Annotated in this window: 16 protein-coding genes; 6 read left to right on the top strand and 10 right to left on the bottom strand. The window is 75.4% G+C overall.

Annotated features, from left to right (window positions below):
- Positions 1 to 130 precede the first annotated feature (130 nt).
- On the top strand, positions 131 to 1,111 hold the full coding sequence (locus AB0O09_RS36035) for a DUF5926 family protein (RefSeq protein WP_363549366.1): 981 nt from the start codon (positions 131 to 133) through the stop codon (positions 1,109 to 1,111).
- Positions 1,112 to 1,323: 212 nt separating this feature from the next.
- Here the strand turns inward: AB0O09_RS36035 and AB0O09_RS36030 are convergent, their stop codons facing one another.
- Positions 1,324 to 1,974 carry a bifunctional DNA primase/polymerase gene (locus AB0O09_RS36030; RefSeq protein ID WP_363549364.1) on the bottom strand — a complete coding sequence of 217 codons (651 nt, stop codon included), beginning with the start codon at positions 1,972 to 1,974 and terminating at the stop codon, positions 1,324 to 1,326.
- Positions 1,975 to 2,453: 479 nt separating this feature from the next.
- On the opposite strand from AB0O09_RS36030, the gene AB0O09_RS36025 reads away from it, so the two are divergent.
- Positions 2,454 to 3,902 (top strand): PP2C family protein-serine/threonine phosphatase, encoded by a 1,449-nt coding sequence (locus AB0O09_RS36025; protein ID WP_363549362.1) that lies wholly within the window; start codon positions 2,454 to 2,456, stop codon positions 3,900 to 3,902.
- Between the two features lie 113 nt (positions 3,903 to 4,015).
- Positions 4,016 to 5,509: an aminopeptidase P family protein gene (locus AB0O09_RS36020; protein ID WP_363549360.1), complete on the top strand. Its 1,494-nt coding sequence runs from the start codon at positions 4,016 to 4,018 to the stop codon at positions 5,507 to 5,509.
- Between the two features lie 734 nt (positions 5,510 to 6,243).
- Here AB0O09_RS36020 and AB0O09_RS36015 read toward each other — a convergent pair.
- Positions 6,244 to 6,696 (bottom strand): rhodanese-like domain-containing protein, encoded by a 453-nt coding sequence (locus tag AB0O09_RS36015; RefSeq protein ID WP_363549358.1) that lies wholly within the window; start codon positions 6,694 to 6,696, stop codon positions 6,244 to 6,246.
- Positions 6,697 to 6,817: 121 nt separating this feature from the next.
- Here AB0O09_RS36015 and AB0O09_RS36010 point away from each other — a divergent pair, with 121 nt between their 5' ends.
- Positions 6,818 to 7,855 (top strand): helix-turn-helix domain-containing protein, encoded by a 1,038-nt coding sequence (locus tag AB0O09_RS36010; protein WP_363549356.1) that lies wholly within the window; start codon positions 6,818 to 6,820, stop codon positions 7,853 to 7,855.
- Here the strand turns inward: AB0O09_RS36010 and AB0O09_RS36005 are convergent.
- Positions 7,822 to 8,646 carry a MerR family transcriptional regulator gene (locus tag AB0O09_RS36005; RefSeq protein WP_363549354.1) on the bottom strand — a complete coding sequence of 275 codons (825 nt, stop codon included), beginning with the start codon at positions 8,644 to 8,646 and terminating at the stop codon, positions 7,822 to 7,824. The genes AB0O09_RS36010 and AB0O09_RS36005 overlap by 34 nt on opposite strands.
- A gap of 172 nt (positions 8,647 to 8,818) precedes the next feature.
- On the opposite strand from AB0O09_RS36005, the gene AB0O09_RS36000 reads away from it, so the two are divergent.
- A complete protein-coding gene (locus AB0O09_RS36000; RefSeq protein WP_363549352.1) occupies positions 8,819 to 9,667 on the top strand; it encodes an aquaporin in 849 nt (282 codons plus the stop codon).
- Here AB0O09_RS36000 and AB0O09_RS35995 read toward each other — a convergent pair.
- The 7 genes from AB0O09_RS35995 to AB0O09_RS35965 form a co-directional block, all read right to left on the bottom strand.
- Positions 9,553 to 10,113, bottom strand: a complete 561-nt coding sequence (locus tag AB0O09_RS35995) for an NAD(P)H-dependent oxidoreductase (RefSeq protein ID WP_363549350.1) — start codon at positions 10,111 to 10,113, stop codon at positions 9,553 to 9,555. The two genes, AB0O09_RS36000 and AB0O09_RS35995, sit on opposite strands and share 115 nt — an antisense overlap.
- 120 nt (positions 10,114 to 10,233) lie before the next feature.
- A complete protein-coding gene (locus tag AB0O09_RS35990; protein WP_363549348.1) occupies positions 10,234 to 10,659 on the bottom strand; it encodes a PPOX class F420-dependent oxidoreductase in 426 nt (141 codons plus the stop codon).
- A 91-nt stretch (positions 10,660 to 10,750) separates the two neighbouring features.
- Positions 10,751 to 11,173 (bottom strand): MarR family transcriptional regulator, encoded by a 423-nt coding sequence (locus AB0O09_RS35985; protein WP_363549346.1) that lies wholly within the window; start codon positions 11,171 to 11,173, stop codon positions 10,751 to 10,753.
- Positions 11,174 to 11,363: 190 nt separating this feature from the next.
- Positions 11,364 to 11,693, bottom strand: a complete 330-nt coding sequence (gene trxA, locus AB0O09_RS35980) for a thioredoxin (protein WP_344624549.1) — start codon at positions 11,691 to 11,693, stop codon at positions 11,364 to 11,366.
- A 12-nt stretch (positions 11,694 to 11,705) separates the two neighbouring features.
- Complete coding sequence (locus AB0O09_RS35975; RefSeq protein WP_344624550.1) at positions 11,706 to 12,146, bottom strand: MerR family transcriptional regulator; 441 nt, start codon at positions 12,144 to 12,146, stop codon at positions 11,706 to 11,708.
- 55 nt (positions 12,147 to 12,201) lie between these two features.
- On the bottom strand, positions 12,202 to 12,651 hold the full coding sequence (locus AB0O09_RS35970; protein WP_363549342.1) for a hypothetical protein: 450 nt from the start codon (positions 12,649 to 12,651) through the stop codon (positions 12,202 to 12,204).
- An 80-nt stretch (positions 12,652 to 12,731) separates the two neighbouring features.
- Entirely contained in the window at positions 12,732 to 13,202 is a 471-nt protein-coding gene (locus tag AB0O09_RS35965; RefSeq protein WP_363549340.1) for a MarR family transcriptional regulator, read from the bottom strand.
- 124 nt (positions 13,203 to 13,326) lie between these two features.
- Between AB0O09_RS35965 and AB0O09_RS35960 the strand changes: the two genes are divergently transcribed.
- Positions 13,327 to 13,737, top strand: coding sequence for an organic hydroperoxide resistance protein (locus tag AB0O09_RS35960; protein ID WP_263104544.1), 411 nt, complete (start codon positions 13,327 to 13,329; stop codon positions 13,735 to 13,737).
- Positions 13,738 to 13,813: the final 76 nt, after the last annotated feature.

Raw genomic sequence — 13,813 nt, 5'->3', positions numbered from 1 at the left:
GGCGTACGGATGCCACACAGGGGCGCGCGGGCGGGTCCGTGGCGACCCCGCGGGGGTGCGTCCGCACCGGTCGGCGGCGCGAACCTCAGTAGGCTGCGGGTGCACTGTCGCCGTTCCCGGGAGCCCCGCCATGGCCAAGAAGGCCGCAAAGTCCTCGTCGCAGCCCAGCACCGCCACCGCCACCGGCGAGATCCCGGTCGTCGGTGCGCGCGAGAAGTGCCCGTGCGGCTCCGGCCGCCGGTACAAGGCCTGCCACGGCCGGGAGGCCGCGCACGCCGTGCAGGAGCTGGTGCACCGCCCGTTCGAGGGCCTGCCGGGCGAGGCCGACTGGGTCGCGCTGCGCGAGCTGGTTCCGGCCGCGACCGTGCCGCTGACGCTGGCCGCCGGGGTGGCGGACGGCGCCGTCGGCGAGGTGCCGTCGGTGACCCTGGCCACCGTGCTGCCGCTGGCCTGGCCCGCGCTGCGCCGCGCGGACGGCTCGATCCTGCTCGGCCTGCAGACCCAGTCGAGCTCGGGCGACCTGAGCCGCGACCTGGCCGACGCGCTGGAGCTGGCGCTCGCCACCGAGCCGGGCACCCCGGTGCCGTCCCGCCGGACGGTGCCGGGCGGCCGCCGCCTGCAGGACCTGCTGGACACCTCGGCCGGCTTCGCCCCGACCGTGCACACCGGCTTCGAGTTCTGGCTGGAGGACGCCGAGTCGGCCACCGGCGAGGTCGCCGCCTCGCTGGAGCGGGCCAACGCCTCGGCCATCCCGACCGAGAAGGTCACCTCCGTGGACGCCGCCTACTGGTGCGGCACCCCGGACAAGAACCACCTGCGCTGGGTCATGACCGTGCCCGAGGAGAAGCTGCTCGACGCACTGGCGCGGCTGTCCGCGGCCGGCCGCAGCTCGCTCGGCGAGGACACCAAGCTGGTCGGCTCGTTCCGCGCCCACGGCCTGACCGTGCCGGTGTGGGACCTGCCGGTGGAGTTCTCCGCGAAGGACTGCGAGCAGCCCGCCGCCGAGTTCGCCGAGCGGCTGGCCGACGCGCTGGCCGAGACCGCACCCCTGTCCGCGGAGGAGCGCCGCGCCCGCGCCAACCTGGTGAGCCGTCAGATCACCCTGAACTGACGGGGAATGTGACTCCGGTCACATTTCCACCGGTGGGACGAAAATGCCAGGTCGGCCATGGGCGGACAAATTGGCGCCCCGCCGGATCTTTGTTACTGTTTAAACAGTCCGGTCGCTGGTGCATCCCCCGTCGCCAGCGACCGGATTTCCCATTCCCGGGGACGCCCGGCGGCGCCGCGGAGGCGCCCCGTTCCGGCCGCCCCGCGCCCGGCTCAGTACGCCAGCCGGCTGTTGTCCGGCTCGGCCACGCTCGCGGCGATCAACCCCTCCAGCAGGGTGCCGACCTGAGGCAGCCACAGCCCGTTCCCGACCGGCGGTGACACCCAGTGCACCCCGCCCGCACCGGTCTGCGAGGGCGGCAGCAGGACGTACCCGCCGGGCCCGTGGTAGCGCAGCGAACCGGGCACCCAGGGGCGCTCCGCCAGCAGCCCGCCCAGCTCCTCCAGCGTGAACGGCGCGACCAGCAGCACGTGCCGCCCGGGCGCGGCCAGCACCGGGCCGACCGGCACGCCGAGGTCGGCGAAGTAGCGCAGCACCCGCTCGCCCGCCGTAGCGGGCAGGCTCACCCCGCACACCGACCGGCCGGTGGCGACCAGCACCGGCGCGCCGGGTGCCCGGTGCTCCCACCACCACTGCACCATCCGGCCGTCCGTGGTGGCGGCCGCCAGCGGCGGGTCGTGCGGATGGGCGCCGGCCAGCGGACAGCGCGGCTCGCCGCAGCTGCACGGGCCGAACGCCCCGCGGACGGCACGCGCGCCCGGCACCACCGGCCAGCCGCGGTCCGCCGCCTCCAGCGCCGCCAACAGCAGCGCGCCCTGCTCCCGCCGGCGGCTCCCCGGCCACCGCAACTGCATCCGACGCATGGGTGCTCGTTCCTCTCCGCGACCGTGGGGACCAGGACGACCGCCGGCGCGGGCGCGGGCGGTGTGAGACGAGGGAGGGGGGAGGGCACCCGGAGGTTCCCGGCCGCACGGCCCCTGGAACGAGAATCCCTCATACGGCCGGATGGACGCGCGCTGCGGCCCGCCGGTTCCACCGTACGAGTGAGTCGGCCGCCGGCCGGGGAGCGGCCGCGAGGCGGAAGCATACGATCCGGACCGCAGATTGACCGAGCGTCAGCCCGAGCGGCCGCACGGCGCCGCCGCGGGCCCGCCCCGGCGTGCCCCGGCACCGCCCGCGACCGCGCGCACGGGCCCCCGGGAGAGACCTCGTCACGCTTATGGACATGCCCCGATCGGCCTGTGTACAAGTGGTGGATTGCTGCCGAACAGTGAGATAGCACTCGTTCTGTCCGGTCTCGGGAGTCCTGCGTGACACGTACCAGTATGTGGGGAGTTGCGACATGACCGACGCCCAGCCGAGCGGACTGGCCGTGAGCGGTGCGGCGCTGCCCGGCACGGCAGCGTGCGGAGCGGCCCCGGCACTCTGCGGGACGGCGCCCGCGGCGGCCGTCCTGACGCCGGTCCTCCCGCTGCCGGCGTTCCTCGGCGACGAGTTCGCCGACGGGGCCGACGGCGGGTTGCAGGACCGTTTGTCCGGATGGCTCTCCGATTTCACCAGCCTCCACGAGCACACCGAACTGCTCACCCGCGCCCGGGGCCTGGACGCCGCGCTGGCGGCCGTCCTGGAGTCCGGCGCGGCCCTGCTCGGCGCCCGGCGCGGACTGATCACCACCACCGCGCGCGGCAGCGGCCGCACCGTCGGCCTCGGCCTCGACCGCTCCGGCATCGGCGCGCTGGAGACCGTACCGGTCGAGCACGGGCCGTTCGCCGGGCTGCTCAGCCGGGCCGGCGACGGCGGGCAGCTGCTGATCGCCGACCTCGCCGGCGACCCGGCGGCCGGCCCGCGCTTCCGCGAGGTCGCCGCCCAGCTCGGCCTCGGCGCCTGCTTCGCGCTGCCGCTCGGCACCCCGGAGGACGGCCCGCTCGGCGCTGCCGCCTGGTTCTACGACGAGCCCGCCGAGCCGGGCGAGCGCCGCCGTCACCTCCTGCGCCGCTACTGCGAGTTCGCCGGGCCGGTGCTGGCCGGCCAGCTCGCCGCCGACCGGTCCCGGCGGGCCACCGACGCCCTGCGCCGCGGTCTGCTGCCGGACCGGTTGCCCGTGCTGGACGGCGTCCGGCTGGCCGCCCGCTGCGTCACCGCCGGCCTGGAGCAGGCCACCGGCAGCGACTGGTACGACGCGGTGGAGCTCCCCGACGGCACCCTCGCCCTGACCGTCGGCAGCGTCTTCGGCGACGGCCCCGGCGCGGGCCCGACCTCCGCCCCCGGGGCGGCCGCCGCGATGGGGCGCATCCGGGCCGCGCTGCGCGCCTACGCCGTGCTGGAGGGCGAGGACCCGGTCTCCGTCCTCGGCGACCTCGAACTGCTCCTCAAGACCACCGAGCCGGCCCGCACCGCCACCGCCGTCTACGCCTGGGTGCAGCCCGCCGAGCGGCGGGTCACGCTGGCCGGTGCCGGGCACTGCCCGCCGATCCTGGTCACCCGCGACGAGGCGCGCTTCGTCGAGACCTCGCTCTCCGCGCCGCTCGGCGTGCTCAGCTGCTGGGAGGCGCCCGGCGTGGAGCTCGCCGCCGACCGCGGCGACCTCCTGCTGCTGTACACCGAGGGGCTCGCCCGCCGTTGCGGCCCGAGCCTGCACGCCGGGCAGGCCGCGCTGCGCCGGGCGGCCGCCGACGCCCCGCGGGACGTGCTGCTCGACCCGGACCGGCTCTGCGCGCACCTGCTGGAGGTCACCGGCGGCGACGCCGCCGGCTCCGACGACCTGGTCCTGATGGCGCTGCGCTTCTGCTGACCGGCCCGGACGCCCGTTCGGTCCGTCCTCGTACCATGGTGGGCACGGCCGCCCGACCACGTCGCGATCCGACGTGCCCCGGGCGGGGAGACGCGCGCAAGGAGGCGACGTACGTGACCGAGGACCGCACCCCGGCAGTGTCCGACAACCCCGAGGGCCTGGCCGCCGAGGAGGAGGACCAGCCGATCAAGGGCCGCAAGAACGGCCTGTACGGGGAGGTCACCGACGAGCTGGCCGCGTCCATGAAGTCGGGCTGGGCCGACACCGAGCTGCGCGGGCTGCAGCCGGTCGCCCAGGCCCCGTACGCCGCCGGGCGCCGGGCGAAGCTGTCCGCCGCGTTCCCGGGCGAGCGGCTGGTCGTCCCGGCCGGCCGGCTGCGGGTGCGCGCCAACGACACCGACTACCCGTTCCGCGCCGCCAGCGAGTACGTGCACCTGACCGGCGACCAGACCGAGGACGCCGTCCTGGTGGGCGAGCCCACCGGGGACGGCCACGACTTCGTGCTGTACCTGCTGCCGCGCTCGAACCGCGAGAACGGCGAGTTCTGGCTGGACGGCCAGGGCGAGCTGTGGGTCGGCCGCCGGCACAGCCTGGAGGAGGCGCAGGCCCTGCTCGGCCTGCCCGCCCGCGACGTCCGCAAGGCCGCCGAGGAGCTCGCCGCCGTCGAGGGCGTGCCCACCCGGATCGTCCGCGGCTACGACGCGGCCTTGGAGGAGGCGCTCGCCGGCGTGCTCGACGAGGAGCGCGACGACGAGCTGAAGGTCTTCCTGTCCGGGCTGCGCCTGGTCAAGGACGAGTGGGAGGTCGGCGAGCTGCGGGCCGCCTGCGACGCCACCGTGAAGGGCTTCACCGACGTCGTCCGCGAGCTCGGCCAGGCCGTCGCCACCTCCGAGCGCTGGATCGAGGGCACCTTCTGGCGCCGCGCCCGGGTCGAGGGCAACGACGTCGGCTACGGCTCCATCTGCGCGGCCGGCCCGCACGCCACCACCCTGCACTGGGTGCGCAACGACGGCGAGGTCCGCCCCGGCGAGCTGCTGCTGCTCGACGCCGGCGTGGAGACGAACACCCTGTACACCGCGGACGTCACCCGGACGCTGCCGATCAACGGCCGGTTCGACGCGCTGCAGCGCAAGATCTACGACGCGGTGTACGACGCCCAGGAGGCCGGCATCGCCGCGGTGAGGCCGGGCGGCCGGTTCCGCGACTTCCACGACGCGGCGCAGCGGGTGCTGGCCGAGCGCCTGCTGGCCTGGGGCCTGCTCGACCCGTCGGTGTACGACGTGGAGAAGGTGCTGGAGCTGGGCCTGCAGCGCCGCTGGACGCTGCACGGCACCGGCCACATGCTCGGCCTCGACGTGCACGACTGCGCGCACGCCCGCCGCGAGGAGTACGTGGACGCGGAGCTGGTGCCGGGCATGGTGCTCACCGTCGAGCCCGGCCTGTACTTCCAGCTGGACGACCTGACCGTGCCGGAGGAGTACCGCGGCATCGGCGTCCGGATCGAGGACGACATCCTGGTCACCGCCGACGGCAACGAGAACCTCTCGGCCGGGCTGCCCCGCACCGCGGACGAGGTCGAGTCCTGGATGTCCGGCCTGGCCCGCTGACCGGTCCGGCACGCACGGCACGCACGACGGCCGGGCCCCCGCACGGGGTGCCCGGCCGTCGCCGTCTCAGCCGAGGGTCAGCTGAACCGGCACCGTGGTGCTGCCCACCGTGGTGAAGTTCGCCGGCTCGGTCGGCAGGTACAGCTCGGCGGACATGCTGAGGGTCCCCGGACCGTCATCGGTCGTGAGGCTCATCCGGTAGCGGATCGTCCTGCTCTGCCCGGTGCCAGCGCGAAGGCCGCCTTCTGCCCTCGGAGGGCGTAGCTGGGATCGCTGCCCAGCTCGGTCTTCGTCCGGCGGTTGCCGTCGAACCGCTCCAGCGCGCCGGGAAAACGAGGAGGTGCCCGGCGGCAGCGCCGGGCACCTGAACGGCGGATCAGCGGCGGGCGCCGCGGCGGCCCCAGCCGGACATCCGGATCGGGGCAGGGACATTCTTCGTGAATCGGACGATAACGGGCGTGCTCATGGCGTGACCCCCCAATGAGATCGCTGCGGGTGTGGTGGTGGATGTGTACGGCGAGGCCCACCGGTCGGCTCAGCCGCACCGGCCCCGTCCCCCGGGCCCTCGTCCTGACGAAGCAGCATCCTCCCCGACGGACGGGGCGGGCTCCCACTGCTTTTTCGCTGCGCTTCCCCGAAACCGCCGCCGGTCTCGGACACATCTTCAGATTAGGCCCGGGCACTGACAATCCGGCCGCGCCAAGGCCTCCACCGCTCCGCCGCGGCCGGTGCGGTCAGCAGACCAGCCCGAGGTCGGCGGGGCCGGCGGTGCGCGGGTCGATCGGGCGGCGGCCCTCGGTGGGCCAGCCCTCGCGGACCCAGTACTCCAGGCCGCCGATCATCTCCTTGACCTCGCGGCCGAGCGCGGCGAGCCGCATCGCACCCTTGGTGGAGCCGTTGCAGGCGGGGCCCCAGCAGTACACCACCAGCAGCCCGGACGGGAGTGCGGCGACCCGCTCGGCGGTGATCTCCGCGAGCGGCAGGCTGATCGCCCCGGGCAGGTGGGCCTTGCGGTGGGCGCCCTCGGCGCGGACGTCGACCACGGTGAAGTCCTGCCGCCCGTCGCGCATGGCGTGGTGGACGTCGGCCGGGTCGGCCTGGCAGCCGAGGCGCTCGGCGAAGAAGGCGAAGGCGCGCTCGGGGGCGAGGGCGGGGATCTCGGTCACGGGCGAGGCGGTGGCGGTCATCGGCGGGCTCCTGTCGGTCTGCTGTGACGGGATCGATCCTCGCGGCGGGCCGGGCGGCCCGACAGTGGCGTGGACGACTACACTCGCCAAGATCCCGCCAGCCCGGACGAAGGGGGCCGCCGTGGCCGTCCACCCGCAGAGCGGCCCGGCGCCGGTGGCCGTGGGCCGCCGGCCCGAGCCGGTGCACACCGTCGCCGTCTACGCCTTCGACGGCATGGCGCCGTTCGAACTCGGCGTGGTGGTCGAGGTGTTCGGTCTGGCCCGGCCCGAGCTGAGCGGGCTGCTGGCCGCGCCCTGGTACGACGTCAGGGTCTGCGCCGACGAGCCCGGCACGCCGCTGAACGCGGTCGGCGGGTTCTCCCTCACCGCCCGGCACGGGCTCGACGACCTGGCCGCCGCGGACACGGTGATGGTGGTCGCCGTCCCGAACCCGTTCGGCGGCGCGGTCTCGCCCGGTCTGGTCGCCGCGCTGCGCACCGCGCACGAGCGCGGCGCCCGGATCGTCTCGATCTGCTCCGGGGCGTTCGCGCTCGCCGCGGCCGGCCTGCTGGACGGCCTGGAGGCGACCACCCACTGGCGGTACGCCGACCTGCTGCAGCAGCGCCACCCGGCGGTGCGGGTCAACCCGGACGTGCTGTACGTCGACAACGGCACGGTGCTGACCAGCGCGGGCAGCGCCGCCGGCATCGACCTCTGCCTGTACCTGGTGCGGCGCGACCACGGCGCCCGGGTGGCCAACACGGTGGCCCGGCGCTTCGTCGTCCCGCCCCACCGGGACGGCGGCCAGGCGCAGTTCATCGAGGCGGCGGTGACCCCGGTCGCGGCCGAGGACGACGGCGTCGCGCGCTCCATGCAGTGGGCGCTCGACCGGCTCGCCGGGCCGCTCACCGTGCCGCTGCTCGCCCGTGCGGCGCGGATGTCCGAGCGCTCGTACCTGCGGCACTTCACGGCCCGCAACGGCACCAGCCCGATGCGCTGGGTGACGGCGCAGCGGGTCGCCGCCAGCCTGCCGCTGCTGGAGTCCCCGGAGGGGACGGTGGAGGAGATCGCCGCGGCGGTCGGCTTCGAGAGCGCCGCGACCTTCCGGCACCACTTCGGCCGCACCATGCGGGTCTCCCCCACCGCCTACCGGCGCACCTTCGGCCGCGGCGCGGCCTGACGGCCGGGCCGCGGGCCGCTCACGCCTCCCGGCGGTCGGCGGTCGGCGTTGGCGACGATGGCGTCGCGCAGCCACCGGGCGAGGCCGGGGGCGATCTTCTCGTAGGTGGCGGTGAACCGGGGGTCGGCGAGGTACATCTCGCCGAGGCCGCGGTGGATGGCGTAGGTGCACTCGTAGAAGTTGCCGGTGATGTGCTGCCGGTGCTCCTCGGCGAGGGCGGCGCCCTCCTCGGAGTCGGGCTCGGTGCCGGCGGCGAGGGCCTCGGCGAGGCGGGTGTTGAGCGCGTCGGCCTCGGCCTTGATCCGCACCCAGTCCTCCTTGGCGTAGCCGCCGGTGCGCCGCTGGGACTCCTTCCAGGCGGCGGTGCCGCCCCAGCGCTGCTCCGCCTCGTCCTCCCAGCTCTCCTGGTAGTCCTTCCCGAACACCTCGAACTTCTCCTCCGGTGTCAGCTGAATGCCCATCTTCTGTGCCTCCATGGCTCGTTCGACCGCCGCGGCGAGTTCCTGGAGGTGCCGGATCCGGTCGCCGATGAGCCTGCGCTGGCGGCGCAGGTGTTCGTTCGGCGAGACGGAGCGGTCGTCCAGGATGTCCGCGATCTGATCGAGGGGGAAGCCGAGTTCGCGGTAGAACAGCACCTGCTGCAGCCGGTCGAGGTCCTCGTCCTCGTAGCGGCGGTAGCCGGCCGGGGTGCGGCCGCCGGGTGACAGCAGGCCGATCTCGTCGTAGTGGTGCAGGGTGCGGACGGTGACCCCGGCCGTCCTGGCCACCTGGCCGACCGAGTAGCTGCTCATCGCGGGTGCTCCCTCCTCGTTGCCCCCAGCCTCCGGCCTCACGGTGCGTGAGGGTCAAGCCGGTTCCGGCGGCCCGGCCGTGCGAGTCTCCGAGCGGACGCCGGGCGGGCCCGGGTCCGGCCTGGCGCACCGGACAATTGTCGCCGCCCGCCGGCCCGGACACGATGGCGGCATGATGACGACTGCCCTGTTCAGGCGGCTGGCCGCGGAGGCGGTCGGCACGGCGGTGCTGGCCGCGGTGCTGATCGGTTCGGGGTTGCGGGCGGCGCAGCCGGGTCCCGCCGGTTCGGCCGCGGTGGGTGCGGTGCTGGCCCCCGCGCTGGCCCTGGGGGTGCTGCTCACGGTGCTGGCGCCGGTCTCCGGGGCGCACCTGAACCCGCTGGTCACCGCCGCCGTCTGGTGGACGGGTCGGCGGGACGGCGGCCCGTCCGGTCGTGAGCTGGTCTGCTACCCGGTGGCGCAGCTGTCCGGTGCGGTGGCGGGTGCGGCGGTGGCGAACGCGATGTTCGGGCGCCCGCTGCTGGAGGTCTCCGGGCGGCGGCTGGCCGCGGGGCCGCTCCGGCTGGCGGAGGCGGTGGCGACCGGGGTGCTGCTGCTGGTGGTGTGCGGGCTGCGGCACGCGGGGCGGGGCCGCTGGGCGCCGGTGGCGGTGGCCGGGTGGGCGGTCGCGGCGTGCTGGGGGACGTCCTCGGGGGCGTTCGCCAATCCGGCGGTGACGGCGGGCCGGGCGCTCTCCGACGGGGCGGCCGGGATCGCGCCCGGCTCGGTGCCGGGGTTCGTGCTGGCGCAGTGCGCGGGTGCGGCCGCGGGGCTGCTGCTGGTGGCGTTGCTGTTCGGCCCGCGGGCGGCCGCGCCGGACGGCGCTGCGGGTCCGGTCGGCCCGGTCGCCGCAGCGGGTCGGGGCGGTCAGGGCGCGGCGAGGAAGGACTTGGCGGCGAGCAGGGCGTCCTCGTCGGCGAGCACGTCGCCGGGCCGGCTGCCGGAGCCGAGCAGCAGGCCGCCCCAGCGCATCGACAGGTAGTCGGCGCTGCGGCGGAGCATGCCGGCGAGCGGGTCGGCGTCGGCGGGGTCGGTGCCGGCGTAGGCGCTGACGGCCCACAGGGTGCGGCCGGCCATCCGGGCCTTGAAGTCGGTGCCGGGGACGCGCATCCAGCCGGACCAGTGGTCGAGGTAGTGCTTGACGGGCGTGCTGACGCTGTACCAGTACAGCGGCGAGACGATCACCAGGTCGGTGGCGTCGAGGGTGGCGTCGAGCAGGGTGCGGGCGTGACCGGTGGGCGGCGGGTAGCTGCCGTCGTGGCGCTGGTCGGCGAAGGCGGGCAGCGGCAGGTCGGTGAGGGTGAGCCACTGCTGCTGCGTACCGGCGGGGAGGTGCTCGGCGGCGCGCCTGGCGAGCAGTTCGGCGTTGCCGCCGCTGCGGGTGGAGCCGAGCAGGAAGAGGAAGCGGCGCGGGGCCTGGTCGGCCATCGGGTCTCCGGGTGTCGTCGTGCGGCGCGGGTCGGCGGTGGCCGGCCGAGGCGTGCAACAACCCGGCCCGCGGCGGTTCTTCCCGCCGCGGGCCGGGGCGCCGGGTGCTACGGCACGGGCTCAGGCGGAGACGGCGCCCTGTGCGTCGACCTTCTCGATCCTGAGGCGGACGAGGAGTTCGCCGGGGACGCCGTTGCGGGCGGCGAACTCCTCGGCCCGGTCCTCGCCCATGTAGCGGGCGCCGATCCGGCCGGCCCAGTGCCGCAGTTCGGCCGGGTCCTCGGAGAGTTCGGCGCGACCCTGCACCAGGACGAAGGAGTACGGCGGCTGCTGGTCGTCGACGCACAGCATGGCGCGGGGGTCACGGGCGAGGTTGCGTCCCTTGACGCTGCTCGCACCGGTGTTGAGCACGACGTCCCCGCCGTCCAGCACGAACCAGACGGGCGTGACGTGCGGCCGGCCGTCCGCGCGGGTGGTGGCGAGCTTGCCGGTGCGGGTGCCGTGGGAGAGGAAGGCGCGCCATTCGGGCTCGGTCATCCGTGTCATGGCGCCATCCTTGCGGCTGCGGCCGGACGGCCCGGGGCGGCGCGCCGTCGCGCCGGGCGGCCCGGCGCCGGGTGCGCCCGGGCCCGGGCGGTCAGTCCCCGGCGCCGTACCGGGTGAGGTAGCCGGCGAACCGCGCGATGTCGTCGTCGGTCCAGTCGGTGAAGCGCTCGCGGAAGGCGAGCCGGCGGCGCTCGGCGGCGTCGGCGAGCAGCCGCAGTCCGTCCTCGGACGGGTGCAGCAGCTGGCCGCGCTGGTCCTCCGGGTCGGGTTCGCGGGTGATCAGGCCGAGCTTCTCGAGGGCGGTGACCTGTCGGCTGACGGTGGACTTGTCGAGCATGAAGTGGGCGGCGAGGTCGGCGGCGCGGCAGCTGCCGCGTTCCTTGACCAGGTCGAGCATGCTGTAGGTGACCAGCGACAGGTCGGGGTGCATCTGCGCGGCCTTGTGGCGGGCCCGGCGGGCGAACGCGGTGAGCTCGCGCTGGATGGCGTCCAGGGCGGCGTCGCGGTCGGGCATGCGTGCTCCTTCGGTGGGGGACGGCGGGACCACCGTACGGCGCGCGGGCGGGATGTCCGGCACCGGCCACCAAGTTGCACTTTACAACCTAGACCCGGAGGAGTACGTTCCGGTACGGACGGGTTCGCGGGCGGCGGCCCTGGACAAGCCGCCGCCCACCCCCCGCGCGTCCCGGCGGCGCCGGGGCGCCTCAGAGCACCTCGGCGAGCTCGCGCAGCAGCCGGGCCTTGGCACGGGCGCCGACCATGCTCTTCACCGGCTCGCCGCCGCGGAAGACCATCAGGGTCGGCATCGAGAGCACCCCGTAGCGGGCCTGCGTCTCGGGGTTGGTGTCCACGTCGAGCTGGACGACCCGCAGCCGGTCCGCCTCCTCCCGGGCGACCTCGGCCAGCACCGGGGCGATCATGCGGCAGGGCGGGCACCAGGCGGCGGTGAAGTCCACCAGCACCGGCCGGTCGGCCGCGAGCACCTCGGTGGCGAAGGTGGTGTCGGTGACCTCGTCGATTCCTGCGAACGCCATGGGTGTTCCTCTCTACGTCGGGTCGGGACGGCCCGGGCGGGGCCCGGGGTGCGGGGCCAGTTCGCAGCGCGGTTCGGGACCGCCGGGCAGGTCGGCGGCGGCCTCGAACTCGGCGCGGGCGAGCTGGGCGGCGACCTCGTCGCGGACGGCCTGCAACCGGGCGACGACGGCGTCGAGTTCGGCGAGCTTGGCCCGGTAGACGTCCAGCGAGGCCGGGCAGGAGTCGCCCGCGGGGTGTCCGGCCTGCAGGCACTCGACGAACGGCCTGGTCTCCTCCAGTCCGAAGCCGAAGTCCTGCAGGATCCGGATCTGCCGGAGCAGCCGGAGGTCCTCCTCGTCGTACTCGCGGTAGCCGTTGCCGGTGCGCCGGGCGGGCAGCAGTCCGCGCGACTCGTAGTACCGCAGGGTCCGTGTGGTGGTGCCCGCCCGCCGGGCCAGCTCGCCGATCCGCATGCCCCCGACGGTAGACCTTGCCGTGGGCGTCAACGCCAGCCCGTCCGCCGGGGAATCAGCCGTCGGTCTCCCGGAGGTCGGCGACCGTCCGGTCGGAACTCCGCACGGCGTACCGGACCCGCAGCGTCGCGCCGCCCGCCCACCGTTCCTCGACGGCGACCAGGGCGAGCCCGCCGGCCGCGCCCGCGGGGCGGGCCGTCCAGGAGTCGGGGGCGGTGGCCGCCCGGAAGACCGGGTCGGCGCCGGGGTGGCCGGCCGGCCACGCGTCGAGGCGGGCGTTCAGCTCCGGGGCCAGCCACTCGGCGCGCACCTCGGAGGGGGTGAGGCCGGGGCCGGTGCCGCGCACGGCGTCCCGGTACGCGGCCAGGAAGCCGCGCACCACCGCGGTGCCGGCGTCGGCGGAAGCGGAGGCGGGGGCGGCGGCCGGGCCGGGGACGGCCGCGAGGGTCAGGGCGGCGAGGGTCAGGGCGGCGAGGCAGGCGAGGCCCGCCGGCGGGGTGCGCACGGCGCCCAGCCGACCACGGGCCCGGGGCGCCGCGGCGGCGACACACGGGCCGTCACCCGGACGGGTCGGGCCGGGACGGCTCAGAGCGTGGCGGCGGCCTCGTCCAGGGCGGTGGTGATCCGGCCGAGGAGCCGCTGCAGCTGGGCGAGCTCCTCGACGGTGACCGAGGAGGAGCGCAGGATGCGGCGGGGCACCGCCTCCAAGGCCTGCTCGCGCAGGGCGGCGCCCTCCTCGGTGAGGCGGACGGTGACCGAGCGCTCGTCCTCGGCACTGCGTTCGCGGCGCACCCGGCCGGCCGCCTCCAGGCGCTTGATCAGCGGGGAGAGGGTGCCGGAGTCGAGCCGCAGCCGCTCGCCGATCTTCTTCACCGGGAGGTCGCCGTGCTCCCAGAGCACCAGCATCACCAGGTACTGCGGGTAGGTGAGGCCGAGGTCCTTGAGGACGATCCGGTACACGCTGTCGAAGGCGCGCGAGGCCGCGTGCAGCGAGAAGCAGATGTGGCGGTCGAGGCGGAGCAGGTCCTCCTCGGGCACCGCTGGCAGTGCGGTCATGCCTCCCAGGATAGCCGGGTCGCCGACATTTTAGTTGTGCGCAATTTAGTTGTGTGCTCTACTTGTGGTCGCAGGGCAGCCGGGACCTCCGGCCGCCGCTCCGATGCAGGAAGAGGACGGGTCCATGGACGCGCTGTACACCGCTGTCGCCACCGCCAACGGCCGCGAGGGTCGGGCCGTGAGCTCCGACGGACAGATCGACCTGGCGCTGGCGATGCCGCCGGCGCTCGGCGGCAACGGCCAGGGCACCAACCCCGAGCAGCTCTTCGCGGCGGGCTACGCGGCCTGCTTCGCCAGCGCCCTCGGCCTGGTCGGCCGGCAGTCCAAGGTCGACACCGGCGACATCTCGGTGACCGCCGAGGTCAACATCGGCAAGGACGACACCGGCTTCGGCCTCTCCGTGGTGCTGCGCGTCGAGGTGCCCGAGGCGCTCGCCGGCGAGACCGCCGAGCTGCTGGTCAAGCAGGCCCACGAGGTCTGCCCGTACTCCAAGGCCACCCGCGGCAACATCCCGGTCGAGCTGATCGTCGAGTAACCGCCGCGGGGCGCGAACGGGGGGAGACGGGGGAAACGGGAACGGCGGACCGCCGGGGCACTCTCCCTGCCCCGGC

This window comes from Kitasatospora sp. NPDC093679, assembly GCF_040683455.1.
GTDB classification, from domain to species: Bacteria; Actinomycetota; Actinomycetes; order Streptomycetales; family Streptomycetaceae; genus Kitasatospora; species Kitasatospora arboriphila.
This window is presented reverse-complemented; position numbering and strand designations above follow the sequence as displayed.

Coding starts and splice junctions, on each gene's coding strand:
- AB0O09_RS36035 (WP_363549366.1), top strand. CDS start 131: ATGGCCAAGAAGGCCGCAAAGTCCTCGTCGCAGCCCAGCACCGCCACC.
- AB0O09_RS36030 (WP_363549364.1), bottom strand. CDS start 1,974: ATGCGTCGGATGCAGTTGCGGTGGCCGGGGAGCCGCCGGCGGGAGCAG.
- AB0O09_RS36025 (WP_363549362.1), top strand. CDS start 2,454: ATGACCGACGCCCAGCCGAGCGGACTGGCCGTGAGCGGTGCGGCGCTG.
- AB0O09_RS36015 (WP_363549358.1), bottom strand. CDS start 6,696: ATGACCGCCACCGCCTCGCCCGTGACCGAGATCCCCGCCCTCGCCCCC.
- AB0O09_RS36005 (WP_363549354.1), bottom strand. CDS start 8,646: ATGAGCAGCTACTCGGTCGGCCAGGTGGCCAGGACGGCCGGGGTCACC.
- AB0O09_RS36000 (WP_363549352.1), top strand. CDS start 8,819: ATGATGACGACTGCCCTGTTCAGGCGGCTGGCCGCGGAGGCGGTCGGC.
- AB0O09_RS35995 (WP_363549350.1), bottom strand. CDS start 10,113: ATGGCCGACCAGGCCCCGCGCCGCTTCCTCTTCCTGCTCGGCTCCACC.
- AB0O09_RS35990 (WP_363549348.1), bottom strand. CDS start 10,659: ATGACACGGATGACCGAGCCCGAATGGCGCGCCTTCCTCTCCCACGGC.
- AB0O09_RS35985 (WP_363549346.1), bottom strand. CDS start 11,173: ATGCCCGACCGCGACGCCGCCCTGGACGCCATCCAGCGCGAGCTCACC.
- trxA (WP_344624549.1), bottom strand. CDS start 11,693: ATGGCGTTCGCAGGAATCGACGAGGTCACCGACACCACCTTCGCCACC.
- AB0O09_RS35975 (WP_344624550.1), bottom strand. CDS start 12,146: ATGCGGATCGGCGAGCTGGCCCGGCGGGCGGGCACCACCACACGGACC.
- AB0O09_RS35965 (WP_363549340.1), bottom strand. CDS start 13,202: ATGACCGCACTGCCAGCGGTGCCCGAGGAGGACCTGCTCCGCCTCGAC.
- AB0O09_RS35960 (WP_263104544.1), top strand. CDS start 13,327: ATGGACGCGCTGTACACCGCTGTCGCCACCGCCAACGGCCGCGAGGGT.